This window comes from Achromobacter sp. D7-1 (genome assembly GCF_059760445.1).
This window is the reverse complement of record NZ_JCBAMT010000094.1, coordinates 1-25,694: the sequence shown is the minus strand read 5'-3', so window position 1 is coordinate 25,694 and position 25,694 is coordinate 1. Positions and strand designations below refer to the sequence as shown.

25 protein-coding genes are annotated in these 25,694 nt (G+C 65.5%); 13 read left to right on the top strand and 12 right to left on the bottom strand.

Annotation, left to right across the window (positions count from 1 at the left end; genetic code table 11):
- Positions 1-26 precede the first annotated feature (26 nt).
- The 5 genes from AC6LKD_RS28085 to AC6LKD_RS28065 are packed head-to-tail and all read right to left on the bottom strand — an operon-like array spanning position 27 to position 4,344.
- Entirely contained in the window at positions 27-1,016 is a 990-nt protein-coding gene (locus tag AC6LKD_RS28085; protein ID WP_498118086.1) for a 5-oxoprolinase subunit C family protein, read from the bottom strand.
- The gene (locus AC6LKD_RS28080; protein WP_492276545.1) at positions 1,009-1,881 is read right to left on the bottom strand and encodes a 5-oxoprolinase subunit B family protein; all 873 of its coding nucleotides are present in this window, start codon (positions 1,879-1,881) and stop codon (positions 1,009-1,011) included. Before AC6LKD_RS28080 ends, AC6LKD_RS28085 begins: the two co-directional genes overlap by 8 nt.
- On the bottom strand, positions 1,878-3,278 hold the full coding sequence (locus AC6LKD_RS28075) for an acetyl-CoA carboxylase biotin carboxylase subunit (RefSeq protein WP_498118085.1): 1,401 nt from the start codon (positions 3,276-3,278) through the stop codon (positions 1,878-1,880). The genes AC6LKD_RS28080 and AC6LKD_RS28075 overlap by 4 nt, the downstream gene beginning before the upstream one ends.
- 8 nt (positions 3,279-3,286) lie before the next feature.
- Entirely contained in the window at positions 3,287-3,529 is a 243-nt protein-coding gene (locus AC6LKD_RS28070; protein ID WP_013395528.1) for an acetyl-CoA carboxylase, read from the bottom strand.
- A gap of 38 nt (positions 3,530-3,567) precedes the next feature.
- On the bottom strand, positions 3,568-4,344 hold the full coding sequence (locus AC6LKD_RS28065; RefSeq protein WP_498118084.1) for a 5-oxoprolinase subunit PxpA: 777 nt from the start codon (positions 4,342-4,344) through the stop codon (positions 3,568-3,570).
- 262 nt (positions 4,345-4,606) lie between these two features.
- Between AC6LKD_RS28065 and AC6LKD_RS28060 the strand changes: the two genes are divergently transcribed.
- Positions 4,607-5,518, top strand: a complete 912-nt coding sequence (locus AC6LKD_RS28060) for a LysR family transcriptional regulator (RefSeq protein ID WP_013395526.1) — start codon at positions 4,607-4,609, stop codon at positions 5,516-5,518.
- A gap of 13 nt (positions 5,519-5,531) precedes the next feature.
- Here the strand turns inward: AC6LKD_RS28060 and AC6LKD_RS28055 are convergent, their stop codons facing one another.
- The 7 genes from AC6LKD_RS28055 to AC6LKD_RS28025 are packed head-to-tail and all read right to left on the bottom strand — an operon-like array spanning position 5,532 to position 11,008.
- Positions 5,532-6,692 (bottom strand): acyl-CoA dehydrogenase family protein, encoded by a 1,161-nt coding sequence (locus tag AC6LKD_RS28055; protein WP_498118083.1) that lies wholly within the window; start codon positions 6,690-6,692, stop codon positions 5,532-5,534.
- Between the two features lie 17 nt (positions 6,693-6,709).
- The gene (locus AC6LKD_RS28050; protein WP_041654223.1) at positions 6,710-7,102 is read right to left on the bottom strand and encodes a MaoC family dehydratase; all 393 of its coding nucleotides are present in this window, start codon (positions 7,100-7,102) and stop codon (positions 6,710-6,712) included.
- A gap of 8 nt (positions 7,103-7,110) precedes the next feature.
- Complete coding sequence (locus AC6LKD_RS28045) at positions 7,111-7,506, bottom strand: hypothetical protein (RefSeq protein WP_498118082.1); 396 nt, start codon at positions 7,504-7,506, stop codon at positions 7,111-7,113.
- Positions 7,503-7,904 carry a Zn-ribbon domain-containing OB-fold protein gene (locus AC6LKD_RS28040; protein WP_492276550.1) on the bottom strand — a complete coding sequence of 134 codons (402 nt, stop codon included), beginning with the start codon at positions 7,902-7,904 and terminating at the stop codon, positions 7,503-7,505. Before AC6LKD_RS28040 ends, AC6LKD_RS28045 begins: the two co-directional genes overlap by 4 nt.
- Before the next feature lies 1 nt (position 7,905).
- Positions 7,906-9,057, bottom strand: a complete 1,152-nt coding sequence (locus AC6LKD_RS28035; RefSeq protein ID WP_498118081.1) for a thiolase family protein — start codon at positions 9,055-9,057, stop codon at positions 7,906-7,908.
- Positions 9,054-9,863 carry an enoyl-CoA hydratase/isomerase family protein gene (locus AC6LKD_RS28030; RefSeq protein ID WP_013395520.1) on the bottom strand — a complete coding sequence of 270 codons (810 nt, stop codon included), beginning with the start codon at positions 9,861-9,863 and terminating at the stop codon, positions 9,054-9,056. The genes AC6LKD_RS28035 and AC6LKD_RS28030 overlap by 4 nt, the downstream gene beginning before the upstream one ends.
- A complete protein-coding gene (locus tag AC6LKD_RS28025) occupies positions 9,860-11,008 on the bottom strand; it encodes an acyl-CoA dehydrogenase family protein (RefSeq protein ID WP_013395519.1) in 1,149 nt (382 codons plus the stop codon). Before AC6LKD_RS28025 ends, AC6LKD_RS28030 begins: the two co-directional genes overlap by 4 nt.
- Before the next feature lie 227 nt (positions 11,009-11,235).
- Here AC6LKD_RS28025 and AC6LKD_RS28020 point away from each other — a divergent pair, with 227 nt between their 5' ends.
- From AC6LKD_RS28020 to AC6LKD_RS27965, 12 genes are all read left to right on the top strand, one after another.
- Positions 11,236-12,237, top strand: coding sequence for a tripartite tricarboxylate transporter substrate binding protein (locus tag AC6LKD_RS28020; protein ID WP_498118080.1), 1,002 nt, complete (start codon positions 11,236-11,238; stop codon positions 12,235-12,237).
- A gap of 1 nt (position 12,238) precedes the next feature.
- The gene (locus tag AC6LKD_RS28015) at positions 12,239-14,380 is read left to right on the top strand and encodes an acetate--CoA ligase family protein (protein ID WP_498118079.1); all 2,142 of its coding nucleotides are present in this window, start codon (positions 12,239-12,241) and stop codon (positions 14,378-14,380) included.
- Entirely contained in the window at positions 14,377-15,153 is a 777-nt protein-coding gene (locus AC6LKD_RS28010; protein ID WP_498118078.1) for an enoyl-CoA hydratase/isomerase family protein, read from the top strand. The genes AC6LKD_RS28015 and AC6LKD_RS28010 overlap by 4 nt, the downstream gene beginning before the upstream one ends.
- Positions 15,154-15,238: 85 nt before the next feature.
- Positions 15,239-16,012 carry an IclR family transcriptional regulator gene (locus AC6LKD_RS28005; RefSeq protein WP_013395515.1) on the top strand — a complete coding sequence of 258 codons (774 nt, stop codon included), beginning with the start codon at positions 15,239-15,241 and terminating at the stop codon, positions 16,010-16,012.
- Positions 16,013-16,253: 241 nt separating this feature from the next.
- A complete protein-coding gene (locus AC6LKD_RS28000; protein WP_041656034.1) occupies positions 16,254-17,225 on the top strand; it encodes a thiamine pyrophosphate-dependent dehydrogenase E1 component subunit alpha in 972 nt (323 codons plus the stop codon).
- Position 17,226: 1 nt separating this feature from the next.
- Positions 17,227-18,201: an alpha-ketoacid dehydrogenase subunit beta gene (locus tag AC6LKD_RS27995; RefSeq protein ID WP_492276555.1), complete on the top strand. Its 975-nt coding sequence runs from the start codon at positions 17,227-17,229 to the stop codon at positions 18,199-18,201.
- A 14-nt stretch (positions 18,202-18,215) separates the two neighbouring features.
- Complete coding sequence (locus AC6LKD_RS27990; RefSeq protein ID WP_013395512.1) at positions 18,216-19,001, top strand: enoyl-CoA hydratase/isomerase family protein; 786 nt, start codon at positions 18,216-18,218, stop codon at positions 18,999-19,001.
- 3 nt (positions 19,002-19,004) lie between these two features.
- On the top strand, positions 19,005-20,237 hold the full coding sequence (locus AC6LKD_RS27985) for a dihydrolipoamide acetyltransferase family protein (protein ID WP_013395511.1): 1,233 nt from the start codon (positions 19,005-19,007) through the stop codon (positions 20,235-20,237).
- Positions 20,238-20,242: 5 nt separating this feature from the next.
- Complete coding sequence (locus tag AC6LKD_RS27980) at positions 20,243-21,418, top strand: acyl-CoA dehydrogenase family protein (RefSeq protein ID WP_013395510.1); 1,176 nt, start codon at positions 20,243-20,245, stop codon at positions 21,416-21,418.
- Between the two features lie 73 nt (positions 21,419-21,491).
- Positions 21,492-22,985: an AMP-binding protein gene (locus AC6LKD_RS27975; RefSeq protein WP_498118077.1), complete on the top strand. Its 1,494-nt coding sequence runs from the start codon at positions 21,492-21,494 to the stop codon at positions 22,983-22,985.
- A gap of 43 nt (positions 22,986-23,028) precedes the next feature.
- Complete coding sequence (locus tag AC6LKD_RS27970) at positions 23,029-24,387, top strand: MmgE/PrpD family protein (protein ID WP_013395508.1); 1,359 nt, start codon at positions 23,029-23,031, stop codon at positions 24,385-24,387.
- A gap of 72 nt (positions 24,388-24,459) precedes the next feature.
- Positions 24,460-25,671 (top strand): ABC transporter substrate-binding protein, encoded by a 1,212-nt coding sequence (locus AC6LKD_RS27965; protein WP_013395507.1) that lies wholly within the window; start codon positions 24,460-24,462, stop codon positions 25,669-25,671.
- The last annotated feature ends 23 nt before the right edge of the window (positions 25,672-25,694 follow it).

The window sequence follows — 25,694 nt, the reverse complement described above, 5'->3', positions numbered from 1 at the left end:
GGCGCGGACCGGCCGCGCCCCTGGGGTCAGCCGCTAAGCGCCTGGTGCAGGCGCTCGAAGCGGGCGCGATAGTCGCGCCGCGCGGCGACGGCCTGTTCCAGCGTCACCCTTTCGAACCGGGCGCTCTGGTTGGGCTGCATCTGGCCGACCTTGTCCAGGTCGGCGCTGATGACGGTGCCTATCATGGCGTAGCCGCCGCCGGACACCGCGTCGCGGTGCAGGATGATGGGCTCCACGCCTGCCGGCACCTGGATCGAGCCGATGGGATAGCAGGCGTCGACGATATTCGATGGATCCGCGCCCGCGCCGAAGGGCTGCTCGCGGGTGCGAAAGCGCAGCGGGCGGCCTTGCTTGTAGCGGTAGCCGATGCGGTCGGCCTCCGAGGTCACGGTCCAGGCGTCTTCATAGAAGGTGGCGGCGGATTCGGATTCCAGGCGGTGGTCGTAAAGGCCGGGCAGCACGCGCAGCGTCTGCGACTTGGGCGGGGCCACGGCCAGCGCGGCGGGCAGTTCGCGGCCGACGCGCGTGCGGATGGAAGCCGGCCCCACCGCCAGCCGGTCGCCGGCCTGCAGCTTGCGGCCTTCGTGGCCGCCGATGGCGCCCAGCGCATAGGTCGAGCGGCTGCCCAGCACCACCGGCACGTCGATGCCGCCGGCCACGGCCAGGCAGGCGCGGGCGCCGGCCTGCACGAAGTCGAAGGACAGCCGGCTGCCGGCCTGCACCGCCAGCGCCACATTGCAGGCCTGGGTCATGCCATCGACCTTGGGGATCATGCTGGCGCCCGTGACGGCGATGACGGCGGCGCGGTGGAACAGCAGTTCGGGGCCGAGCAGGGTGCATTCCAGCACGGCGGCGTCGGCAGCGTTGCCCACCAACAGGTTGGCCGCGGCCAGCGCGTACTGGTCGAGCGCGCCCGACGGCGGAATGCCCAGGTGGTAGTGGCCTAGTCGGCCCGTGTCCTGCACCGACGTGGCCAGGCCGGGCTTGATGACTTCGATGATGGAATCGTTAGGCATGGAGCGTCTCCAGCAGTTGGGCGTTGCAGGCATCGGGCGCGCGCTGGAACTCGGCCAGCGAGAACGACACGGGCCGGATGCGCAGCTCGAAGCTGCCGGCCTCGACCTGCGCGGTGGCGTGGTCGTACTCGTCGCGGGTGATGGGCTTGAACTTCACAATGTCGCCCGGACGGAAGAACACCATGGAATCACGCAGATGCGCCTGGCGCTGGGCCGGCTCGAAGATCGGCGCGGGCGTGACGCCGAACATCTGGTAGCCGCCCGCGCCGCGCACCGAATAGATGCAGCCGAAGCAGCCGCCATGCCCCACCGTGTGCTTGGGGGTGTCGGTGCGGGGGCGCAGGTATTTCGGAACCTGCAGCTGGCGCTCGCGCTCGACCATTTGGTACATGAAGGGCAGGCCGGCCACGAAGCCCACCATGGATACGAACCAGGGCGAACCGGCGTGGGCGTCGATGAAGCCTTGCACCGAGTCGTGGCCGTTGATGCGCGCCGCGTACTCCAGATCCGTTGATTCAGGATCCTGATGCCTTTCGCGAAACCGCATCAGGGTCTCGTGAGTCCAGGGATCGTTGTAGTACACCGGCACTTCGATGATGCGGGTCGCCAGCGTCAGGTTGGCCAGGTCCATGCCTGCCTCCAGTTCGCGCAGCAGGCCCAGCAGGGCGTCCGGGGCGATGCGGTCGGGGTCGTAGCGCACCTGGTAGGACGCGTTGGCCGGGCAGATCTCGGTCACGCCGTCGACCGCGCGTTCGCGCAGCGCCCGCGTGATCGCCATGCCCTTGAAAAAGGACTCCAGCGACATGTCTTCGCTGATTTCGACGAAGATGAACTCGTCGCCGCCGTGGGTGTAGCGCAAGCTCATTGCCTTTCCTCCCGATCCCTTTGCATCCAGGCTTCAAGATAGTTGGTGTGGTAGCGGCCGGCCAGCACGTCCGCATCTTCCAGCAGCTCGCGGTGCAGGGCCAGCGTCGAGTGCACGCCGACCAGTTCGACTTCGTCGAGCGCGCGCGTCATGCGCGCCAAGGCTGCCGCGCGGCTTTCGTCCCAGACGATCAGCTTGGCCAGCAGAGAGTCATAGTAGGGCGGGACGGTGCAGCCGGGATACAGCATCGAGTCCACGCGCACGCCCGGTCCGCCGGGCCAGCGCACGTGTTCCACCCGGCCCGGGCTGGGGGCGAAGTTGCGCGTGGGATCTTCGGCATTGATGCGGCATTCGATCGCCGCGCCGCGGATGGCGATGTCCTGCTGGCGCCAGCGCAAGGGTTCGCCGTCGGCGATGCGCAGCATTTCGCGCACCAGGTCCACACCGGTGATGGCTTCGGTGATGGGGTGCTCCACCTGGATGCGCGTGTTCATTTCGATGAAAAAGAATTCGCCCGCGCCGCGGCTGTCGTCATACAGGTATTCCAGCGTGCCCGCGCCCCGGTAGCCGACCGAGCGCGCCAGCTGCGCCGCGGATTCGCACAGCTTCTGGCGGGTAGCGGGGTCCAGGGCTGGCGAGGGCGCTTCTTCCAGCACCTTCTGCCGGCGCCGCTGCAGCGAGCATTCGCGTTCGTACAGGTGCACGGCGTTGTCGCCGTCGCCCAGGACCTGCACTTCGATGTGGCGGGCGCGCGGCAGATAGCGTTCCAGGTAGACGCCGGCTTCGCCAAAGGCCGCCTGCGCCTCGGCCTGGGCCTGCGGCATCTGCGCGCGCAGTTCGGCCTCGTCGCGCACCACGCGGATGCCGCGTCCGCCGCCGCCAGCGGCAGCCTTGATCATGAGTGGGTAGCCGATAAGCGCCGCATGGGTCAGGGCCTCGTCCAGCGAAGACAGCACGCCGGCGCTGCCCGGCACGGTGGGTACGCCCGCCGCCTGCGCGCATGCGCGCGCCGCGGCCTTGTCGCCCATGGTGCGGATGGTAGCGGCGTCCGGCCCGACGAAGATCAGGCCGGCGTCGCTCACGGCCTGCGCGAATGCCGCGTTCTCCGACAGGAAACCGTAGCCGGGATGCACCGCCTGGACGCCGGTGCTGCGCGCGGCGTCCAGCAGCGCTTCGGTATTGAGATAGCTGCGCGTCGCATGCGAGGGGCCGATGAGCACCGCTTCGTCGGCCATGCGCGTGGCCAGCGCGTCGCGGTCCGCTTCGCTGTAGACGGCCACGGTGCGCATGCCCAGCTCGCGCGCGGCGCGGATGATGCGCAGCGCGATTTCGCCGCGGTTGGCCACCAGCACCTTATGGATGGTGCGAGGGCGGTATGGGATAGTGAGGTCGGACATGGCGCGGCCTATCCCTCGATCCGCAGCAGGGGCTGCCCGGCTTCCACCGGTTCGCCGTCTTCCACCAGGATCTCGGCCACCACGCCGCCGGTGGGCGTTTCGATCTGGTTGAACTGCTTCATGACCTCGACGATGCCGATCACGGCGCCGGCGGCCACGGTGGCGCCCGGTTCCACGAAGGGCGCTGCGTCGGGGCTGGGACGGCGATAGAAGGTTCCGGGCAGGGGGCTGGGAATATCGTGCAACGGCATGGTTTTCTCCTTGGAATATTGTTGGGGTGGCTTGCGGTTCAGGGGCCGGTCACGCTGGGAGGCGCGATCCGGATGCCGTGGGCCTCCAGCTTTTCGCGGGTGGCGCGCACCAGGGACAAGGCGCCGGGCGTGTCGCTGTGTATGCAGACGGAGTCGAAATCGATGGCGATGTCCTGGCCTTCGACCGTGCGCACGCGCCCCTCGGTGCAGGCGCGCAGCACTTTTTCGGCCACCTGGGCGGGATCCAGCGGCTGCGTGTAGCGGGTGAAGACGATGGAGCCGCTGGCGTCGTAGTCGCGGTCGGCGTAGAACTCGCGCACCACGGGCTGGTTCAACTCCCGCGCCAGCCGGTAGGTGACCGAGCTTTCCATGCAGTACAGCGCCAAGGTGGGCTCCAGTTCCTGCAGCGTTTCGATCAGGCGCCGCGACAGGGTTTCGTCGCGCGCGGCCTGCATGTACAGCGCGCCATGCGGTTTGATGTGTTGCAGCCGCAAGCCGTGCAGCCGGGCGAATTCGCGCAGGGCGCCCAGCTGATAGACGATGTCATGCACCAGCGCTTCGGCGCTTTCGCGCATGTCCCGCCGGCCAAAGCCGACCAGATCGCGAAAGCCGGGATGGGCGCCGATGCAAACGCCGTGTTCGCGGGCCTGCAGCACCGTGCGGTTCATGATCCGCGGATCGCCGGCATGGAATCCCGTGGCGATGTTGGCCGAACTGATCAAGGGCATGATCGCCTCGTCCACGCCGTCCCCGATGGCCCACGGGCCGAAGCCTTCGCCCATGTCCGAGTTGAGGTCGATGCTGCGCTTGCTCATTGCGGGTGGCTCCTTCGCGTTGCTCGCCACATTCGACGCGGCGTGTGACGTGAACATTAGCCAAGCCGGCAGGGGATAAAAAGATCTTTTTATTGATCCATGGATATCTGTTTTTCAGATAAATATCTTCCCGATTGCCACGAGTGTCTGAACAGTTTTCCTATGAAAAGTAAGGGATACCCCTGATCTGAAGGATCAGGTTCGGGGAAGAATTTGCAGATATTCTGAAGCCAAGATATCGATTTAATAGATAAGGTCAGCCATGTCGATTACCCTACGCCAACTCAAATACTTCATCGCAGCGGCCGAACTCGGCCAGATTTCGCAGGCGGCGATCCAGTTGGCGATATCGCAGTCCGCGATCACCAGCGCCATCCGCGAACTGGAGGAAACGGTGGGCACGGCGCTGTTCCTGCGCGGCGCGCACGGCGTGACGCTGACCCATAGCGGCCGCACCTTTCTTAACCACGCCTACAACATCCTGTCCTCGGTCGACGAAGCCTTGCGCATGCCGGCGGCGGCGGAAGAGGTTTCGGGCCGCCTGTTGCTGGCGGCGTCCTACACGGTGATCGGTTACTTCCTGCCGTATCACCTGCAGCGGCTGTCGCAGCTATATCCGCGCCTGGAGATCCAGCTGCACGAACTGAACCGCAGCGCCATCGAGGAGGGCCTGATCGCAAACCGCTATGACATGGCGGTGCTGCTGACCTCCAACGTCGCCAATCCTGACCTGGCGGTGGAGCACTTCTTTGGTTCGCCGCGGCGCCTGTGGCTACCGGCCAGGCATCCGCTGCTGGCGGCGGATGCGGTGACGCTGGAGGACGTGTCGCGCGAGCCGTTCATCATGCTGACCGTGGACGAGGCGGCCTACACCGCCCTGCGCTACTGGAACGAAACGCCGTTCAAGCCCGACGTGCGGCTGCGCACCTCGTCGGTCGAAGCGGTGCGCAGCATGGTGGCCAACGGCAGCGGCGTGGCGCTGCTGTCGGACATGGTGTACCGGCCCTGGTCGCTGGAAGGCCGCCGCATCGAGACCGTCCAGCTGAAGGACCCGATCCCGCCCATGAACGTGGGGCTGGCCTGGCGGCGGGGGGCGGAAGTGTCGCCCGCCATGCAGGTGGTGCGGGACTACTTCCGGCATGCGTATATGGCGCAGCGGGGCGGGGCGGGCTGAGAACACGCTGGCGCTATGCACGTTTGCCGGGATGTATACCCATGGTCTTCGCGATGACCTCCAGCATGATCTCGTTGGCGCCGCCGCCGATGGCCGTCTGCCGCAAGTCGCGATAGGCGCGCGAAATCCAGTTTTCGTTCATGACCCCTTGGCCACCCCAGAATTGCAGGCATTCGTTGGGGATCTTCATGGACAGCTTGCCCGCATAGTATTTGGCCATGGAGGCGAACTGGGCGATATCCTGGCCATTCATGTATAGATCGATGGCGCGGTACAGCAGCGAGCGCAGGGCCTGAATCTCGGTCTGCATCTCGGCCAGCTTGTGGTACACGACCTGATTGGACAGGATCGTGCCGCCAAATACCTGCCTCTGGCCCGCATATTCGATGGTCTCTTCGATGGCCCGTTCCATGGACCGCATGCTGCGCGCCGCCACGAACATGCGTTCTTCCTGGAACTGCTCCATCTGGTAGATGAAGCCCATGTTCTCTTCGCCGATGCGGTTGCTCGCCGGCACCCGCACGTCGTCGAAGAACAATTCGGCGGTATCCGAGGCGCGCAGGACCAGCTTGTCCAGCTTGCGCGAGACGCTGACGCCAGGCGATTTCAACGGCACGATGACGAGCGATTTGTTCTTGTGCGGCCCGCCTTCTTGCGAGGTATTGCACAGCAGGCAGATCCAGTCGCCCTGGACGCCATTGGTGATCCACATCTTCGATCCGTTGATGATGTAGTCGTCGCCGTCGCGCCGTGCCCAGGTCTTGATCTGCGACACGTCCGACCCCGCCGAGGCTTCGCTCACGCCGATGCAGCCGACCAGGTCGCCCGCGATGGTCGGTGCCAGGTATTCGCGTTTGAGCGCATCGCTGCCGTGGTGCGCCAAGGCCGGGGTGCACATCGTGCTCTGCACGCCGATGGCCGAGGTCAGCCCGCTGGACCGGACTTCGCCCAGGGTCTCGGCGAAGACCATTTCGTAGCTGAAGTCCAGCTCCATGCCACCGTACTCCGCGGCCTTGCCTATGCCCAGCAAGCCCGCGGAACCCAATGCCTTCATGACGCGGTGGGCGGGGAATATCTGCTCGGCCTCCCATTCGTCCAGATAGGGATCGAGGTGTTCGGCGATGATTCGACGGGTGGTCCGCTCGAGTTCTCGATGTTCGTGGGTGAAGTGCATGGCGGTTCCTGGTTGGTTCAGTTGGCGGTCGGCGTGCCGGCGCCGGCGAGCGCTACCTGGCCGGCGATCAGCGCGACGCCGCCGGTATCCTTGACCCACACGTCATAGTGTCCCGGCGAATCGGCGAGGCGCTCGCCGCCGGCGGTGATGAGGCTGCCGGCGTGCAGCGGCTTGAGAAAGCGGATGTCCAGATCGAAGCGTTCCAGGGCGCCGGCGCCAAAGGTGCGCGCCAGTGATTGCCAGATCAGGTTGACCGATAGCGTGCCGTGGGCGATGGTGCCGCCCATGGGTGTGGCGGCAGCGAACGCCGGGTCTACGTGCAGGGGATTGAAGTCGTTGGTCAGTTCGGCGTAGAGATCGATGTCCGCCTGCGTGACCGTCATGGAGACTGCTTCAAGGGTAGGCGTCATGGCATGTCCTAGGCGGCCCAGATCAGGTTCATGCGGCCGGTATACAGGGGGCGTCGCGCCGCGCCCTCGCCGGCGACTTCCAACTGGAGGTAGCGGCGTTCGCCCCGCATTTCCTTGCTTACGCAGCGCACCGTGGAGCGGATCCGCTCGCCGGCCTGCGGCAGACCAAGGACGGATAGCGCCTGCCGCGCATGAATGTTGCCGGGCGGGCGCGGCGTGACCACGTTCAGGTAGGCGCGCATCATCAGCGCGACGGCCAGGCCAGCCTGCCGGGCAGGCGCGTCCTGCGCGTGCGAGCCGAACAGGCGTTCCCAGAGCGCCAGCAGCCTGGCGTCCAGGGGTTCTTCCCAATCGCCCAGCATCGAGCCGGGAGTGAAGCTGTCATAGGTGTACAGCGTGCTCATGGCATCTCCGGTTCCGCGATCGGCAGCAGGTAGTCGCCGCGGGGCTCGAATCCGATCCGCACCCGCTGGCCGATGGCGAGAGGCGGGTTGGCGCCGCCGCGCGTGTTGACCATCAGCCGGAATCCCTCGTCCAGGTCGACCAGGGCGATCACATAGGGCGTTTCGGTCTTGAAAGCCGGTGTCGGGGCGCGATGCACCGTGGTGTGGCTGAGCACGGTGCCCAAGCCGGCGGACTCGTTCCAGTCCAGTCGCAGTCCATGGCAATGGGTGCAGACACTGCGCGGAATGCGCTGCACCGCGCCGCAATCGGCGCAGGTCTGGTAGCGCAGTTTGCCGTCGCGGCAGCCATCCCAGAAGGGCCGGGTTTCGGCGGTGGGGCGTATCGAGGGTTTTTCCATGTCAGGCGGCTCCCAGGACGAGTGAGCAATGGGCGGACAGGATGCCGCCGTCCCCATGCACGAAGGCCAGTCTGGCGCCATCCACCTGGCGTTCGTCGGCCTGGCCGCGCAGCTGGTGGACGGCTTCGACGGCGTGGAACATGCCTCCGGCCGCGCCGGAGTGACCATAGGACAGCAAGCCGCCGTGCGTATTGCAGGGCAACGCGCCACCCAGGCCCAGCTCGCCTTGCAGGGCGGCAGGCCCGGCTTCGCCGCGAGCGAAGAAGCCAATGGATTCCAGTTCGACCAGCAAGGTGATGGTGAACGAGTCATAGATGAGCGCGACATCGATATCGGCCGGCTTCAGCCCCGCCGCCGCGAACGCACGCGCCGACGAGGCCTTGCAGCCGAAGTCGACCAGGCTGGGAGCGGACACAATGTGTTCGTGCGTATGGCCCTGGCCCGCCCCAAGGATCTCGATGGCGGGGCGCAGGCCATCGCTGCGGGGGCGGCGGCTGATCACCAGCGCCGCGCCGCCGTCGGAAACCAGGCAGCAGTCGAGCATGCGCAGCGGCGTACTGATTTCGCGGGAGTTCAATACGTCGTCGATGGAAATCGGTTCACGCTTGTGCGCCTTGGGGTGCCGCCCGGCATGGCGGCGGTGCTCCACCGCGATGGCTGCAAGATGCTCGGACGTCACAGCGTAATCATGCATGTAGCGCTGCGCGACCAGCGCATAGGAGGCCGGCACGCTGATGCCGAAGGGCCTCTCGAACTGGGGGTGGCCGACTTCGGCCAACGCTGCCACCGCGCCGTCGCGAGACAGCCCCGTCAGGCGGTTGTCGCCCGCCACGACCAAAACATGGTTGCACTGGCCGCTGGCCACCAGCGCAGCGGCCTGCATGACCATGATGCAGGCGCTGGCTCCGCCAGCTTGTATGGCGGTGCAGAATTTCGGGCTCAATCCGGCGTATTCGCAGAACACGGAGCCCAGCATCAGGTGGGGTTCGGTAAACGAGTAGGCGCACAGCACGCCGTCTATATCGCCGGCCTCCAGGCCAGCATCGCGTATCGCGCCGAATGCCGCTTCCGCGTGCAGGCCCATGCAGCTGGAGCCGGGCAGCTCGCCGACGCGGGTATCGCAGGCGCCGGTGATGTAGGCGTTCATGCTCATGCGGCGCCGTCCTTGCCGGGCTTGGCGGGCCAGTTGAACGCGAGGGGCTGCTTGTCCAGAAAGCGTGCCACGGCGTCGTCATGATAGGCCGTGTGCAAGGCCAACGCCTGCGCATGGGCTTCCAGTTCCGCCAGCGTATTCTGGTCGAGATTGAAGGAGCGGTTGAGGATGTTCTTGGACATGCCCAGCGCCTCGGTCGAGGCGCTATGGAAGCGGGCGGCAAGCGCCAAAGCTTCGTCCAGCAAGGACGGCGCTTGGACGATACCGTACAGAATGCCGAGTGCGCGCGCTTCATCGGCATCCACTTCGCGCGCAGAGAACACCAGTTCCTTGGCGCGTTGCAGCCCGACGATGCGCGGCAGCAGGAAAAAGCCGCCCAGGTCGGGCACCAGGCCGATGCGTCCGAACACGGCGCAGAAACGCGCTGCGGGGGTGCCGAGTATGAAATCGCAGGCCAGCGCCAGATTGAAGCCGGCGCCGAAGGCGGGGCCGTCCACCGCCGCGATGACGGGCTTTTCCAGGTTGACCAGTTCGTGGAACCAGGTATGCAGGCGGCGTATGCGGTCCCGGTCCTTGTAGACCGGGCGCTTGGCTTCGGACAGCGATTTCAGGTCGCCGCCCGCGCAGAACACGCCTTGGGCGCCTGTTATGACTACCGCCTTCACGGCATCGTCGTCGCGCGCTTCGAGGACGGCTTCAGCCAGGCTTTGGCGCACATCGAGGTCGAAGGCATTGCGCCGTTCGGGGCGGTTAAGGGTGATGATGAGCGTCGCGCCGCGGCGCTCGCGCAGGACGAAGTCGTTCATGGCTTGAACCCCAGGCTGTTGGCGATGATGTTCTTCTGGATTTCGCTGGTGCCCTCGCCGATGATGTAGACGAGAGCGTCGCGGTGGATGCGGCCCACCGGGTATTCGCGCATGATGCCGGCGCCGCCGAATATGCGGATGGCCTGTTCGCTGACCGACACGGCGGTTTCACTGGCGACCAGCTTGACGCGCGCGGCGGTGGCGGCGTCCAGGGTTCCCTGGTCGACCCGCCAGGCGCCGTAGTAGACCAGCCAGCGCGCCGCCTCGATCTGCGCTGACATTTCGGCGAGCTTGTGGCCGATGGCCTGGTATTGGCCGATGCGCTTGCCAGCCACCAGCCGGTCGTTGGCGTAGGCGGTGGCGGCGTCGAAGGCGGCGCGCGCCATGCCCAGCGCATTGGCCGCCACGCCTACGCGGTTTTCGCTGAGCGATTCCAGGATCAGCGGATACGTGCCTTCGGTCTCGCCCAGCAGGCAGTCGTCGGGCACGAAGGCGTCGTCGATGTGGATCAACGCCGTTTCCGAGGCGCGTATCCCTTCCTTCTTGAGCTTGGAAATATCGAAGCCCGGATTGGGCAGCTCGACGATGAAGAGGCTGATCGATTCCGGGCGGAGCTCGGGGCTGGTGCGTGCGGCCACCAGCAGGAAGTCGGCGAAGGGCGCATTGGTGATGTACAGCTTGCTGCCGTGCAGGCGCCAGCCGCCTTCGACGCGTTCGGCCCGCGTCTTCATGGCGCGCACGTTGGAGCCACCGTCGGGTTCGCTCAGGCCGAATCCGGCCACTTTTCGTCCCGCCAGCGCCGGTGCCAGGAAGCGGGCCTTCTGCGCGGGTGTGCCGGCCTTCCAGATGGGCCAGATGCCTAGATGGGTGTGCGCCGACCAGGTCGAGGCGAACCCCTGGGACAGATAGCTCAGCTCTTCGCGCACGATGCAATCGCTGACCTTGTCCAGGCCGCTGCCGCCATCGGCTTCCGGGTAGCGCACGCCCAGCAGGCCCAGGTCGCCCCAGCGCTGGAATACGTGCTTGGGGAAGGCTTCCTGTTCTTCCGCGTCGAAGACCAGGGAGGAGAGTTCGTCCTGGCAAAGCCGCCGCACGGTGTCGCGGACGGCTTCGTGCTCGGTGGAAAAGGCAAAGCTCAAGCTCACGGATAGGCTCCTTTTGTCTCTGCGGATGACGCCCGCTATCATCAATCTCGGGCGGCTAGATATTCGTTATAGAGAAAAATATTCTCGTGAAAAAATATAATAGCCAGCGTTCGTTGATGCGTCAATCATTGGGGTGTTCGGTTTTGTTCTTGACAAGCCAAAGGGTCAATCCTAGACTTTATTCGCTATAAAGATAAATATTCGCTATAAAGAATAAAGGAGACAATATGAAGACCGGAAGACCTCTGCTTCAATCCTCATTCTCATCGCGGGTGGCCAGCGCCGCCGTGGCTGCCTTTATGGCCCTGGGCTCAGGTGCGGCGGCCTCCGAGCCTGCTTACCCCTCCAAGCCGATCGAGGTGATCGTGGCCTCTTCGGCCGGCGGCATTCTGGACACTATCGCGCGCACTGCCGCGCACGGAATCGAGCGCCTGGGCCAGCCCGCGGTGGTCAAGAACCTGCCGGGCGGCGGCGGTACCATCGGCACGCAGGCGGTGGCCCGCGCGCCGGGCGACGGCTACACCCTGGGAGCGGTGGCGACCAGCCACGCAATCAACCCCAGCATGTACGCCAAGCTGCAGTACGACACGGCGCGCGGCTTCAGCAACATTACGCAGATGGTGGAGCTGACCAACTTCCTGGTCGCCAATCCGTCGATTCCAGCGTCCAATCTGAAGGAATTCATCGCGCTGGCGAAGGCCAAGCCGAGTACCCTGACCTACGGGTCCGCAGGGGTCGGGCAATCCAACCATCTGTCAGGCGAATTGCTGCAGCAGGCGGCTGGCATCAAGCTGGTGCATGTGCCCTACCGGGGCAGCGCCCAGGCACTGACGGACCTGCTCGGCGGTTCGCTGTCGGTGATGTTCGTCGACGCGCTTTCGGCCGAACCCTATGTAAAGTCGGGGAAGCTGAAGCTGATCGCCATTACCGGCCTGGAGCGGTCGCCGGCCTATCCAGACTATCCCACGCTGAATGAGTCGGGCTTGCCGGGTTTCAACGGCAACACCTGGCTGGGTCTGGTTGCCCCGGCCGGCGTGCCCAAGGGTATCGTCGAAAAGCTGCAGGGAGCGGTGCGCGCGGAGTTCGAAGATCCCGTGGTGCGCAAGCGTCTGCTGGGGCAGGGCGTCATTCCGGTCGCCTCGGCGCCGCAGGCTTTCAGCGAGTTCCTGGACGGCGAGATGAAGCGCTGGGCCCAGGTCATCAAGACGGCAGGCATCGATGCGAACTGAAATGACGGACGACGTGACTATCGCCGGCGGCGCCGCGACCGCCATGCCGCTGGCGCCGGAGGGGGCCGCGCGTGCGGCAGCCGTGTTGGAGGCGCGCAGCGTGGCCATCGTGGGGGCTTCCGCCGACCCGGGCAAGATCGCGGGCCGCCCCTTGGCCTACATGTTGTCGCGCGGCTTCGTGGGCAAGCTGTTTCCGGTCAATCCCACGCGCGACCAGGTGCAGGGCCTCAAGAGCTATCCCTCGCTGGCCGCGATAGGCGAGCCCGTGGATCTGGCCATCGTCGGTACGCCGGCGGCGCTGGTCGAGGATGTGATCCGCGAGGGTGCGGCAGCGGGCGTCAAGGCGTTCGTGGTGTTCTCGTCGGGCTTTTCCGAAACGAGCGAGGAGGGCGCCGCGCTGCAGCGACGGCTGGGCGAACTTGCGCGCGCCAAAGGCGTCACGGTGCTCGGCCCCAACTGCCTGGGCGTGGCCAATAGCGCCACCGGACTCATCGCTTCCTTTACCACCGCGCTGGAGGAGACGCCGATCAAGCAGGGCGGTTTCGCCTTCGTCAGCCAGAGCGGGGCGCTGGGCGCATATTGGATGGATATCTGCCTGCGGTCGGGCTTGGGATTCAGCAAATGGATCACGACCGGCAATGAGTGCGATATGGATGCGGCCGCGGCCGTTGCGTATCTGGCCGACGATCCGCTGACGCGCGTCATCGGCCTCTACGTCGAAGACATCAGGGATGCCGAGGCGTTCCGGCGGGCCCTGCTGCGCGCCGCGGCCGCTGGCAAGCCTGTCATAGCGATCAAGGCCGGCCGCTCGCGCGCGGGCGCTGCGGCGGCCGCTTCGCATACAGGCGCACTGGCCGGCGATGACACGCTGTATGACGCCTGCCTGCGCCAGCACGGCGCCTTGCGCGTGGATTCGCTGGGCCAGATGATGGACGTGGCCCGGCTGTTCCTGTTCGATAGCGTGCCGCAAGGCAAGCGCCTGGCTGTCATGTCCGTGTCGGGTGGTGCGGGCGTGCTCATCGCCGATGAAGCCGAACGCTGGGGGCTCGAACTGCCCGCCCTGGCACCGCAGACAGCTGAGGCGCTGGCGCCGGTGCTGCCTTCCTTCGTCAAGGCGGCCAATCCGCTGGATCTGACGGGTAATGTCGTGCAGGACACGGCCAGTATTTCGCGGGCGCTGGAAGCCGTGGCGCGCGATCCGGGCAACGACGCCATCGTGCTGTTCGTTGGCCTGATGCACAGCATCGCGACGGCGTTCACCGACGCCATCGCCCAGGCTCGCCAGCGTACCCATCGGCCCATCTTCGTGATCTGGATAGGCGCCAAGGAAGAGTCGGTGACTGTGCTGGAGCAGGCGCGAATCCCCGTGTTCCGCGATATCCCGCCAGCGGTCGCGGCCCTGGGCGCCGCGGTGCGCCTGAACGGGCTGCGCCACGCGGCGCTGACGGCGCCTGCGCTGCCGGAACGCCCATGCGCCATGGCGCCGGCCGGTCAGACCATATTCCTGGCGGAGTGCGATAGCAAGAGACTGTTGCGCGAACTCGGTGTTGTCGGCATTCCCGACGGCGTGCTGGTGGACGGCGACCTGCCCAATGGGCTGCCCGCGCCTTTGTCCTATCCGGTCGTCGCCAAGCTGCAGGCCAATGAGGTTCTGCACAAGAGCGACATAGGCGGCGTGGTGCTGGGAATCTCCGACGATGAGCAGTTGCGCGAGGCGCTGCTGCGCCTGCGCGGAATCGCGCGCGACCGGGGCATCAAGGCGATGGGCATCCTGCTCGAATCCATGCAGCGTTTCGATCATGAATTGCTGTTGGGGCTGCGCCGCGATGCCAGATTCGGCCCCATGCTGACCTTGGGCCGTGGCGGCGTCGAGGTGGAACTGGACCCCGACGTGGCCAGCCGCCTGTTGCCTCTGGATCCGTCGCGAATTCAGGAGATGATCGAGAGCTTGCGTTCGGCCAGGTTGCTGCAAGGATTCCGCGGCCGCGGCGCGGTCGACCTGCCCGCCCTGGCGCGACAGATCGCGTGCTTGTGCGAGGTATTCCTGATGCGGCCAGACCTCGCCGAGATCGAGATCAATCCGCTGGCAGTGAGCGGTGGCCAGGCCTGGGTGCTCGATGCCGTGGTAAGCAGATTCGAATGACGGACGCCGCGCACTTTGTCCAGGTTCACGATGCCGATGGCGTACGCACGCTCATATTGAACCGGGCCGCCAAGGCCAACGCCTTGAACGTGGAGATGCTCGCCGTCTTGCGGCGCGCGGTCGAAAGCGCGCAGCAAGACGGCATCGGCCTGATCGTTCTGCGCAGCGCCTCGCCTTTCCTGTTCTGCGCCGGCGGCGATATCGAGGAGTTCGTCCGCAGTCCGGCGTTGCTGGAGGCGCAGGGCCAGGGCTTGCGCGAACTCATGGCAGCCATGGCGCGCTGCCCGGCGCCCATCCTGGCGCTAGCCCGGGGCAAGGCCGCTGGCGCCGGCGTCATTCTGCTGGCGATGACCGATATCGTCATCGCCGCGGCCGATCTGACGCTCGCGTGTCCGGAAATCGCCTTCAACATGTATCCCGTCATGGTCCAGGCCGCGCTGGAAACCAAGATCAGCGCCGCGCGGGCCAGGCAGCTGTGTCTGAGCGGCCAGCTGCTGGAGGCGGCGCCCGCGCGCGAGCTGGGACTGGTAACCGATGTGCTCCCGGTCGAGGATTTCGAGCGGTTTGCCGCTGACCGCCTGGCGTTCTACCTGGCGCGCCGGGAAGCCTTGTCGATAGCCCGCAATGCGCGCCTGCTGCTGGAGCCGCCCGATCCCGGCATCGACCGTATCGAGGCGCTGGAGCCGCTCATGCACGAGAACTTCAGCCGGCCTGGCGTGCAGGAAAAGATACGCGCCTATCTTGCCGGCATGCGCGCCAAGCGCGCCGACTGACAGAGGCCGGTCTGGTTTGTGTGGGCAGGGGCTCTGTGTCACAATTTTTGCTCTTTCCTATCCAGAGAAATTCTCTGTCTTCAGAATGACGACTGAACAACCGGAAAAACTCGTGGGCGCCCTCGTGGGCGGGTTGCGCGTCCTGCGTTACCTGAGCGCCGCGCCCTCGGGCGTCGGGGTCACCCGGGTGGCGCGCGATCTTCAGCTCAATTCCAGCACTTGCTACAACTTCCTCAAGACGTTGGTGTATGAAGGCCTGGTGACGTTCGATGAAGCCACCAAGACATACTCCATCGCCTTGGGATTGGTCGAGCTGGCCAAGGGCGTGCTGGAGCAGGGATCCTACGTGCGACTGGTGCACCCGCATTTGCGTGACATCGCGCGCGGCCACGGCGTCACGGCGACGCTCTGGCAGCGCACCTCCAACGAACGCGTGGTGCTCGTGGATCGCGCCGACACCGACAGTTCCGTGCGGGTGCACATGAGCGTGGGCCAACGTTTGCCCATGTACATAGCGGCGCTGGGCCGTTGCATGGCGGCCCATTCAGGCCTGGACGATCAGGAATTGCGGCAGCGTTTCGATAACCTGAGGTGGGATGACAAGCCCCCTTTCCAGGAATATCTGGAAGGCGTTCGGGAAGCGCGCGACAAGGGCTATGCGGTGGACGCCGGCAACTATGTGAAGGGCGTGAGCACCGTTTCCGCCGCCGTGCTCGACGAGTTCGGCAAACCGGCCATGGCCATCAGCGCGGTCGGTTTCAGCGCGCAGGTTTCGGGCGACGCCCTGGAACGCCTGGGGGCGGACTTGCGCGACCGCGCCGTGCTGATCACGCGCGCCTTGTCCGGCGGCCGCGCCTGATTCTCTGAATCTCTGCCCTCGATAAGTCCCTGCTCCTTGACCGCAAGGGGCAGGGCGGCTGCCGTCCGTCCGGGCGCGGCCAAGACTCCCTGAAAAACCTGATTGACGTTCGCGAGAACCTTTGCTTATGATTCATCTAACCGTACGGTTAGTAAATTAACCGACTGATAACTTATATGTAACGAAGCGGCGGCCAGCACGCCGCGTCGAACCAGAGAACGGTTGTTACGAGGAGGCAATGGTGGCTAGCGCCAACAAAGAGCAGTTGCTGGACGCGTACCGGCGCATGTTGCGCATCCGATTGGCGGAACTGAGGCTGGGACGCTTGTTCGCGGATGGGGAAGTCCCCGGCTTCATCCACCTGAGCATCGGCCAGGAAGCCGTTGCTGCCGCGATGGGCATGGTGCTGCGGCCAGACGATACCGTCGCCTCGACCCATCGCGGGCATGGGCACGCGTTAGCCAAGGGCATCGACATCGAAGAGTTCTTCCTGGAACTGATGGCGCGCGAGGAAGGCATCTGCAAGGGCCGCGGCGGCTCCATGCACGTGGCCAACTTGTCCATCGGCATGCTGGGCGCCAATGCCATTGTTGGCGCCAGCATACCGATAGCCCTGGGCAGCGCGTTGGCTCATCAGGTCAGGAAAAAGGACTCCCTGGCGGTGGCCTTTTTCGGTGACGGCGCCATGGCTGAAGGCGTGCTGCACGAAAGCCTCAACCTGGCCGCGCTGTGGCGTCTGCCGCTGCTGTTTCTCTGCGAAAACAACGGCTGGGCCGAGTTCTCCCCCACCCATAAGCAGTTCGTCGCACCGCTGGACAAGCTGTCGGCCGCGTTTTCCATTCCGCACGAAAAAATCGATGGCAACGACGTGCTGCGGGTCGCCGAGGCCGCAAGCGCTGCCGTGGCCAGCATACGCGCCGGCGAAGGCCCGCGGGTACTGGAATGCATCACCCACCGCTGGCGTGGCCATTACGAAGGCGATCCCCAGAAGTACCGCCCTTCGGAAGAGATCGAAGGCTTGGGCGAGCACGATCCGGTGGCGCGCTTCGAAGCGGCGCTGGACAAGAAAGGGGTGACCAAGGCGCAGCGTGAACAGGTTTTCGACGAGGTCCAGGCTCAGGTCGAGCGAGCGGTGGAGCGCGCGCGGCTGGGCCGCCAACCGATCTGGCACGCGGCCTGCAACGATGTCTACACCCCTATCGAGGCAAACTGAGATGGCTGAACTACGTTTTGCCCATGCCATCAACCGCGCGTTGGCCGAGTGCATGGAGGAAGATCCCACGGTATTCCTGTTCGGAGAAGACATAGCCGAAGCCGGCGGTCCGTTCGGCGTGACCCGCGGGCTGCATGCCCGATTCGGTCCGGACCGCATCCGCGACACGCCGATCTCCGAAGCCACCATGGCCAATGCGGCCGTGGGGGCGGCATTGTCCGGCTTGAAGCCGGTGCTTGAAATCATGTTCATGGATTTCATGACACTGACCATGGACGCGCTGGTCAATCAGGCTGCCAAGGCCCGCTTCATGTTCGGCGGACAGGCCAGCGTGCCCTTGGTGGTGCGCACACCGCACGGCGGCGGCATCAGCGCCGGCCCGCAGCATTCCCAATGTCTGGAAGCGTGGTTCGCCCATATCCCTGGATTGAAGGTGGTGTGCCCCAGCAACCCCGCCGACGCCTATGGCCTGCTGAAGTCGGCGATCCGCGACCCGGACCCGGTGGTGTTCGTGGAGAACAAGGCCTTGTACGCCCTCAAGGGCGAAGTGGCGGACAACGCCGGGCCAATACCGCTAGGCCAGGCGCGTGTGGCGCGCCCGGGCCGCGACCTGACCATAGTCAGTTACGGCGCGACCGTGCACAAGGCATTGCGGGCCGCCGAGGTCCTGGCAGCCGACGGAATCGAGGCCGAGGTGCTGGACTTGCGCAGTATCCAACCCTGGGACGAGCAGGAGGTGTTGGCCTCGATCAAGTCCACCCATCGGCTGCTTATCGTGCACGAAGCGGTCGAGGCATTCGGCGTGGGCGCAGAGATTGCCGCGCGCATGGCCGATATTGGCTTCGACGAGCTCGATGCGCCTATCGTCCGCGTCGCGGCCCCCTTTGTTCCGGTGCCCTTCGCGCCGGCGCTCGAAGAACAGTATCAGCCCCAAGAGGCCGATGTCATCGCCGCGGCGCGCAAGCTTTGCGCCTGATCCCTGGAGACAGCATGAACGAACCCAGCATTCTTACCGACGTCCGCAACCGCGTGGGCATCATCACGATAAACCGCCCCACGGTGCATAACGCGCTGGATATTCCGACTTTGATTGAACTGGAACGGGCATTCGCCGCATTGGAGGCCCGCGAAGATTGCCGCGTCATCGTCATTACCGGCGCGGGGGAAAAATCGTTCGTGGCCGGGGGCGATCTGGCGGACCTGAACTCGCGCCAGGGCCTGGCGCACTACCAGGAGTTTGCCGAAGATATCCATCGCGTATTCCGGCGCATCGAAATCAGCGACAAACCCACGATCGCCGCGGTCAATGGCTGGGCGCTCGGCGGCGGCACCGAACTGTTGCTGGCGATGGACCTGCGCATCCTGGCCGACAGCGCCATGATTGCGCTGACGGAGATCAACCTGGGCCTGTTTCCCGGCGCGGGCGGCACGCAGCGCATCATCCGGCAAGTCGCGCCTTGCCTGGCGAAGGAACTCATGTTTACCGGCGGGCGCATCAGCGCAGACGAAGCGGTGCGCATCGGCCTGGCCAATCGCGCGGTGCCGAAGGACCAACTTATGGCGCAGGTCCTGGCGCTGGCGGAACAGATCGCAGGAAAGTCGCCGCTGGTGCTCAAGCTGCTCAAGCGCACCCTGCGCGATGGCGCCGATATGCCGCTGGCCAATGCGCTGGCGCACGAGCAGGCCATGATAGGTCTGGTGCTGGACACGCGCGATGCCCATGAAGGCGTCGGCGCGTTCCTTGAAAAGCGCGAAGCGCGCTTCGCAGGGCAATAGCCCATGGGCGCGCTGAATGACCTTCTGATGCCTAAGCTCGGCCTGACCATGACCGAGGGCATGCTGATCGAATGGAGCGTGGCCGCCGGCGACCAGGTAAAAGCCGGCGATCCGCTGTTCGTGGTGGAAACGGATAAGGTCGCCAGCGAAATCGCGGCCGAGGCGGATGGTTTGATCGGCGAGATCCTCGTGCCGGCCGGTGTAACGGTACCGGTGGGCGCCGTGGTCGCGCGTTGGACCGGACCGGGCCAGAAGTCGGACCTGGAGTCAGATGCAGCAGGCGGGGACGGGACAACCTCCGCTTCTGCGCCCATGCTGGCGGCGCAGACGCCGGTACAACCCGCTACGGCCGCTGGCGGTCGGATCGTGGCCACGCCGCTGGCCCGGCGCCTGGCCCGCGAACTGGACGTGGATCTGGCGAAAGTTGGCGGTACCGGGCCGGGCGGGCGCATCAAGGCTGCGGACGTGCGTCAGGCGGGCGAACCGGGGCAGGCCGCACAGGTCGAGAATGCCGCTGAACAAGCTGTTCCTGTCATGGACGGCGGACAGCGCATCGTCGCCAGCGGACTGGTGCAGTCCATGGCCCGGCGCATGACGCAGGCCAAGCAGGTTCCGCACTTCTATCTATCGGCCGAGGCCGAGGTCAGCGAACTGCTGGCCTTGCGCGGCCGCTTGAATGGCCAGCCCGATGCGCCCAGGCTGACGCTGAACCACTTCGTCATTGCCGCCGTGGCGCGGGCGCTTGCGGCCTTGCCGCAACAGAACCGCATCTGGAACGACGACCACATCGTGCAGTTCCAGGACATCGACATAGGCGTGGCGGTCACTACCGAACGCGGCCTGATGGCGCCGGTGTTGCATGGCCTGGCAGGCGCTACCTTGGATGGCATCGCGCGGCAGTCGGACGCCTTGCTGGAGCGCGTGCGATCGGGAAATGCCACCCGCAACGACATGAGCGGCGGGGCCATTTCAATTTCCAACGCCGGCATGTTCAACGTCACATACATGACGCCCATCATCAATCCGCCCCAGTCGGCGATCTTGGGCGTGGGCAGCATCCGCGAGGTGTTCCGGCCCGACGCGCAAGGCGCGCCGGCCTTGCGGCGCGAAATGGGCCTCGTGCTGGCGGCGGACCACCGGCTGCACGATGGCGCCGGCGCGCTGAAATTCCTCAACTACGTCATCGAGTTGCTGCAGGACCCGTACCGGCTGCTGCGCACCCCTATTCAAGGATAGATCAAATGGACTTTTCGCTTTCGGACGAGCAGAAGCTGATCGTCGAGACCGCGCGCCGCATCGGTGAAACGTATGGCGTGGATTACTGGTATGAGCAGGACCGCAAGAATGCCTTCCCCCAGGCGTGCTGGCAGGCCATCTGCGAAGCCGGCCTGGCGGGCGCGGCCCTGCCCGAGGAGCATGGCGGATCGGGCCTGGGCATGGTGGAGCTGGCGCTCATTGTGGAGGAGCTTTCCGCAGGCGGCGGTGGTTCGACGCTGGGCCAGCTGTTCATGATCAATCCCATCTTCGGCGGCGTGCCGATCTCCAAATTTGGCAGCGAGCAGATGAAGCGGGAGCTGTTGCCCGGGCTGACCAGCGGCAAGATCAACTTCTGCATGGCGCTCACCGAACCCGACGCCGGCACCAACACGCTGGCGATGAAGAGTTTCGCCGCGGCGCAGCCTGATGGCAGCTGGCGGTTGGACGGACGCAAGATCTGGATCACCGCCGTCGACGCGGCGCAAAAAATGCTGGTCGTGGCGCGCACTGCCAAACCGGTCGAAGGGGCGCGCCCCACCGATGGCATTTCCATGTTCATCATCGACGTCGAACGCGAGGGCCTGACCTATTCGGCCATCGAGAAGGTGGGAACCCAGACGCTCAGCGCCTGCTCGGTGTTCTTTGACAATGTGCGCATCGAACCGCATGAACTGGTGGGCACGCTCGACAAGGGCTTTCGCGAACTGCTGGATGTGCTTAACACCGAACGTATCGTCACGACCGCCAGTCTGGTGGGCGCGGGTCGGCTGGCGGAACGTCTGGCGGTGCAGTATGCGAACGATCGCAAGGTGTTTGGCGGCAAGCCCATCAGCGCATACCAAGGCTTGCAGTTTCCGCTGGCGCAATCGCATGCGGAACTGCAGTGCGCCCGCCTCATGAACCTGAACGCAGCCTCGCTGTGCGATCAGGGATTGCCCTATGGCACCGAGGCGAACATTGCCAAGCTGATAGGATCGCAAGCCGCCAGCCATGCCATCGAGCGCAGCATGCAGACCATGGGAGGCATGGGCTACGCGCGCGAATTCCATGTTGAGCGCCTGTGGCGCGACGCGCGACTGTTCAAGTTTGCGCCGGTGTCGGAAGAAATGATCCTGAACTACATCGCCATACACGACCTCGGCATGCCGAAGTCATACTGAAGCGCCAGAATCGAGACGCGGGACCGGCTCAGGTCGTCACCCGCGCCGAGCCGCCATCCAAGGGAGACCCACCATGTTCAATCTGAGCGCAGCCATCGCCTTCCACGCCCGGCGCGCGCCCGATCGTGCCGCCATCATCTATCGCGACGTAGCGGTCAGCTACGCCGATTTCCACGAACGCATCCGCCTGGCGGCTGCGCTGCTCCAGTCACATGGCGTCGACCGCGGCGATGTGGTCGCGCTCTTCATGAAGAACAGCGCCGCCTTCCTGGAACTGGCGTTCGCCGCCAGCTATCTGGGCGCGATTTTCCTGCCGGTCAACTACCGTCTGGCGGCGCCCGAGGCCGGCTACATCCTTGGCGACGCCCGCGCCAAGCTGTTGTTTGTGGACGAGGAGTTCGCGGAGGTGGCGGCGCTCGAAGTGCCCAAGGTGGTGCTCGACGCCGCTGCGCAGGCCGACTCGCGCCGTCTCGGCAAACCGGGGCTGGCCGTTCCGGAGCCGGCCGCCACGACGCAGGATGATCTGCTGCGGCTGATGTACACGTCCGGCACGACCTCGCGGCCGAAGGGCGTGATGCACACCTACGGCAACATCCACTGGAAGTCGATCGATCACGTGATCGCGCTGGGCCTGACGCATCAGGAACGTCTGCTGGTGGTGGGACCGCTCTACCACGTCGGGGCCTTCGATCTGCCGGGCATCGCGGTGTTGTGGGTAGGTGGCACGCTCTGCGTCCACCGCGAATTCGATCCGGAAGCGGTACTTGCATCCATTGAACGCCACCGGCTGACTTGCGGCTGGATGGCGCCCGTCATGCTGAGTCGCGTGCTGGCCGTACAGAACCCTGGACGGTACGCCCTGGATACCTTTGGCTGGTGTATTGCTGGCGGCGAGAAAACACCCGAATCCCGCATACGCGACTTCACTCGCGTGTTCACGCGCGGCCGCTTCATCGACGGCTTCGGTATGACGGAAACGTGCAGCGGCGACACCCTCATGGAGCCAGGCCGCGAAATCGAGAAGATCGGCTCCACCGGGCGCGCGCTGCCGCACGTCGAGATCCGTATCGCCGATGACGAAGGCCACTGGTTGCCCGCCGGCGAGAAGGGGGAGATCTGCGTGCGCGGGCCCAAGGTCACCAAGGGCTACTGGAACGCGCCTGAGAAAACCGCCGAAGCTTTCTTCGGCGACTGGCTGCGTAGCGGGGATGTGGGCTACCTGGACGAGGAAGGATTCCTGTTCGTCACCGACCGGACCAAGGACATGATCCTGACCGGTGCGGAGAACGTGGCTTCCAGCGAAGTCGAGGCAGTGCTTTACGAAATGCCCCAGATCGCCGAAGCGGCGGTCATCGGCGTGCACGACGAGCAATGGGGCGAACGCATCACGGCTGTGGTGGTGCTCAACCCGGGCCAGACATTGACGTTGGAAGAACTGGCCGGCTACTGCCGCAAGCGCGTGGCCAATTTCAAGGTGCCGCGGGAGCTGAAAGTGGTGGAGGAACTGCCGCGCAATCCTTCGGGAAAGGTTCTCAAGCGGGTACTGCGGGACCGCTACAACGCCTGATGCCGCCGCGGCGGGAACAGCACAGGAACACAAGGGGAAAAAAATGAATCTGGCCAGAAAATTCGCGACGTTCTCGACGAGCCTTGTCGTCGGAAACCTGCCGGAGCCAGTGGTTGAAAAGGCCCGCGCCTGCGTACTCAATGGCTACGGCATTGCATTGGGCTCGCACCCCACGCCGTTCTTTGGCGTGGCCGAACAGGCCGTCCTGGCCATGGATGGCGTGCGCCCCGGCGGCGCCACGCTGCTGGGCAGCGGCCGTCGCAGCACCGTCGCCGGAGCGGCGCTGGCCAATGCCGCGCTGTTCCACGGGCGGGCCCAGGAAGACACCTGCGGTGTGGCGCATTTCGGCGCCATCCTGCTGCCGCTCCTGACCGCATTGGTGGAGCAGGGCGAGGGCGCCATGGAGGACTTCTTGCCGGCGCTGGTGGCGGGCTACGAGGTCGGCGGTGCGCTGGAGTCGGCCTATTCGGCCCGCACGACGGCAGTGGGCCTGCGCGCTTCGCCGCTGTACGGCACGATCGCCGCCGCGGCCGCGGTTGCCCGGCTGTGGCGGCTGTCCGTGGATCGGACCGCCGCGGCCCTGTCCAACGCGGCCTCGTTCACGGGCGGCATCCTGCAGTCCTTCGGCGACGGCACCGATGAATGGCGCTATCAGGTTGGAATGGCCGGGCGCAACGGGCTGGCCGCGGCGGCGCTGGCGGTCCATGGTTCCACATCCGCGGACGGAGCCTTCGAGGGTGCGTCCGGCTTCGCCCGGGCCTTTGTCAGGACGGAGTGCGACGTCGACGCCATTGCCGGCCGTTTGGGCAAGGATTGGTCACTGCTTAAGGTGACTTTCAAACCATACCCTGTCTGCGCGCTCAACCAGACGCCGGTGCGCGCCAGCCTGCGGCTGCGCGACCTGCTGGGTGCGCGCGCAGGCGCGCTCAAGGCCCTGCGCGTGTATCTGAACCCCACCGTCGTGGGCTATGCGGGCATGGACAAGGAGGGGCCGTTCCGAAGCATTTCGGGGACGCTGATGAGCACGCAGTTCTGCGTCGCCACGACCTTGCTGCACGGGACCCCGACCATCGCGCGCATGGCTGAATTCGACGATGCGGCCGTCGCGGGCCTGATCCCGCGGATCCGGCTGCACGCCGATGAATCACTCGGCCTGCTGGCCTGCCGTATCGAGGCGGAGCTGGAGGGCGAGGGCGAACCGCTGGCGGTGCGGATGGACACGGATCACACGGAATACAGCTATGACCGGACGCGGGTGTCGGCGCTGATCCGCGGCATAGGCGAGGAAACCGGCGTGGCGCAGCGCGCCTATGACCATATCGAACGATTCGCGGCTGCGCTGCCGGATGCGGACCTGGACGATGTCCTCGCCGCTTTCAAAGAGATCCAGACGGCCCGCTGAGAGGCCGGCGGATGGCGCTCCGCGACCTCGGAGCGCGTCACTACAACGTGCAAGAACCTAGGAGGAGACAACATGTCCTGGTACAGGAAATCCACGCCTGCGTGGCTGGCGGTCGCAGTGGCGGCATTGGTTTCGGGAACCGCGTTGGCGGCCGATACGGTCAAGATCGGCATGACGTCGGCCCTGACCGGCCCCTATAGCGAGTTCGGCGAGGGCAACCGCCGCGCCGTCGAGCTTGCGGTCGAGCAATGGAACGCGAAGGGCGGCATCAACGGCAAGAAAATCGAGATCGCGATGCTGCTGGACGATCAGTTGAATCCGGACCGCGCGGTGCAGAACATGCGCGCCATCCTGGACAACAAGGAAATCGTCGGCATCATCGGCCCGGCGGGCAGCGGTCCGACGCTAGCCGTGATCGACATGGCCCAGGCCGACGGCCGGCCCTACATGAATCCGATCGCGCAGACACCTGTCGTGACCTACGCGGGCGAGAAGACCGGGGAGAAGCCGCGGCCCAACGTGTTCTCGTTCGCGCTGCAGAACGACATCGAGGCCGTGGCGATGGGCGAATACCTGGCCAAGCGTTTCAAGCGCATCGGCATCGTGCATGAAAGCACCGCCTACGGCGTGACGGGCGTTGACTACCTGTCCGCCGCCATAGGCAAGAACGGTGGCGCCAAGCCTGTCGCGACCGATTCCTACAACCAGGGCGCTCAGGACATGACCGCGCAGGTTGCGCGCCTGAAGCGCGCCAACGTCGACGCGATCGCCGCCATCGGTCTGGGCAAGGACCTGGCCGTGCTGCGCCGGACCATGGCCAGGCTGAACGTGAATGTGCCGCTGGTGGCATCCAATGGCGCCTTGGGACAGCCCTACCAGGAAGGCGCGGGTGAACTGACGCTGGGCACCTTGGGCACGATGATCGGTGCGTTTGGAAATCCCATGCGTCCGGCAGCGGCGGAGTTCGCCAAGGCCTATAAGGCGAAGTACGGCGCCGACCGCTGGTGGGGCAACGATTCCGAGAATCCGCAGCTGTTCATGGCGATCTCGGTGTCCAACGGCTACGACGCCGCGAACGTGCTGTTCGAAGGCATCAGGATGGCCAACTCGACCGACCCCAAGGCCATCATCGCGGCGATCGAATCGATCAAGGACTTCCAGGGCGTCAACACCACCTACAACTTCTCGAAGGAACGCCATCATGGCATCGAGACGGACGGCGTCAAGGTGTTCGAGTACGTCAAGAAGGACGACAAGGTCCGGCTGCAGCCGGTCGCCCAGTAATCGGCGCGGCGACCGTCCGGCGC

Bases quoted from the DNA above. Each gene is read 5' to 3' on its own strand.
- AC6LKD_RS28055 (WP_498118083.1), bottom strand. From the start codon at position 6,692: ATGCACTTCACCCACGAACATCGAGAACTCGAGCGGACCACCCGTCGA.
- AC6LKD_RS28075 (WP_498118085.1), bottom strand. From the start codon at position 3,278: ATGTCCGACCTCACTATCCCATACCGCCCTCGCACCATCCATAAGGTG.
- AC6LKD_RS28005 (WP_013395515.1), top strand. From the start codon at position 15,239: ATGACGACTGAACAACCGGAAAAACTCGTGGGCGCCCTCGTGGGCGGG.
- AC6LKD_RS28045 (WP_498118082.1), bottom strand. From the start codon at position 7,506: ATGAGCACGCTGTACACCTATGACAGCTTCACTCCCGGCTCGATGCTG.
- AC6LKD_RS28015 (WP_498118079.1), top strand. From the start codon at position 12,239: ATGACGGACGACGTGACTATCGCCGGCGGCGCCGCGACCGCCATGCCG.
- AC6LKD_RS28030 (WP_013395520.1), bottom strand. From the start codon at position 9,863: ATGAACGACTTCGTCCTGCGCGAGCGCCGCGGCGCGACGCTCATCATC.
- AC6LKD_RS28040 (WP_492276550.1), bottom strand. From the start codon at position 7,904: ATGGAAAAACCCTCGATACGCCCCACCGCCGAAACCCGGCCCTTCTGG.
- AC6LKD_RS27970 (WP_013395508.1), top strand. From the start codon at position 23,029: ATGAATCTGGCCAGAAAATTCGCGACGTTCTCGACGAGCCTTGTCGTC.
- AC6LKD_RS28085 (WP_498118086.1), bottom strand. From the start codon at position 1,016: ATGCCTAACGATTCCATCATCGAAGTCATCAAGCCCGGCCTGGCCACG.
- AC6LKD_RS28065 (WP_498118084.1), bottom strand. From the start codon at position 4,344: ATGAGCAAGCGCAGCATCGACCTCAACTCGGACATGGGCGAAGGCTTC.
- AC6LKD_RS27990 (WP_013395512.1), top strand. From the start codon at position 18,216: ATGAACGAACCCAGCATTCTTACCGACGTCCGCAACCGCGTGGGCATC.
- AC6LKD_RS28050 (WP_041654223.1), bottom strand. From the start codon at position 7,102: ATGACGCCTACCCTTGAAGCAGTCTCCATGACGGTCACGCAGGCGGAC.
- AC6LKD_RS27980 (WP_013395510.1), top strand. From the start codon at position 20,243: ATGGACTTTTCGCTTTCGGACGAGCAGAAGCTGATCGTCGAGACCGCG.
- AC6LKD_RS28080 (WP_492276545.1), bottom strand. From the start codon at position 1,881: ATGAGCTTGCGCTACACCCACGGCGGCGACGAGTTCATCTTCGTCGAA.
- AC6LKD_RS28010 (WP_498118078.1), top strand. From the start codon at position 14,377: ATGACGGACGCCGCGCACTTTGTCCAGGTTCACGATGCCGATGGCGTA.
- AC6LKD_RS28035 (WP_498118081.1), bottom strand. From the start codon at position 9,057: ATGAGCATGAACGCCTACATCACCGGCGCCTGCGATACCCGCGTCGGC.
- AC6LKD_RS28060 (WP_013395526.1), top strand. From the start codon at position 4,607: ATGTCGATTACCCTACGCCAACTCAAATACTTCATCGCAGCGGCCGAA.
- AC6LKD_RS28020 (WP_498118080.1), top strand. From the start codon at position 11,236: ATGAAGACCGGAAGACCTCTGCTTCAATCCTCATTCTCATCGCGGGTG.
- AC6LKD_RS27985 (WP_013395511.1), top strand. From the start codon at position 19,005: ATGGGCGCGCTGAATGACCTTCTGATGCCTAAGCTCGGCCTGACCATG.
- AC6LKD_RS28070 (WP_013395528.1), bottom strand. From the start codon at position 3,529: ATGCCGTTGCACGATATTCCCAGCCCCCTGCCCGGAACCTTCTATCGC.
- AC6LKD_RS27995 (WP_492276555.1), top strand. From the start codon at position 17,227: ATGGCTGAACTACGTTTTGCCCATGCCATCAACCGCGCGTTGGCCGAG.
- AC6LKD_RS27965 (WP_013395507.1), top strand. From the start codon at position 24,460: ATGTCCTGGTACAGGAAATCCACGCCTGCGTGGCTGGCGGTCGCAGTG.
- AC6LKD_RS27975 (WP_498118077.1), top strand. From the start codon at position 21,492: ATGTTCAATCTGAGCGCAGCCATCGCCTTCCACGCCCGGCGCGCGCCC.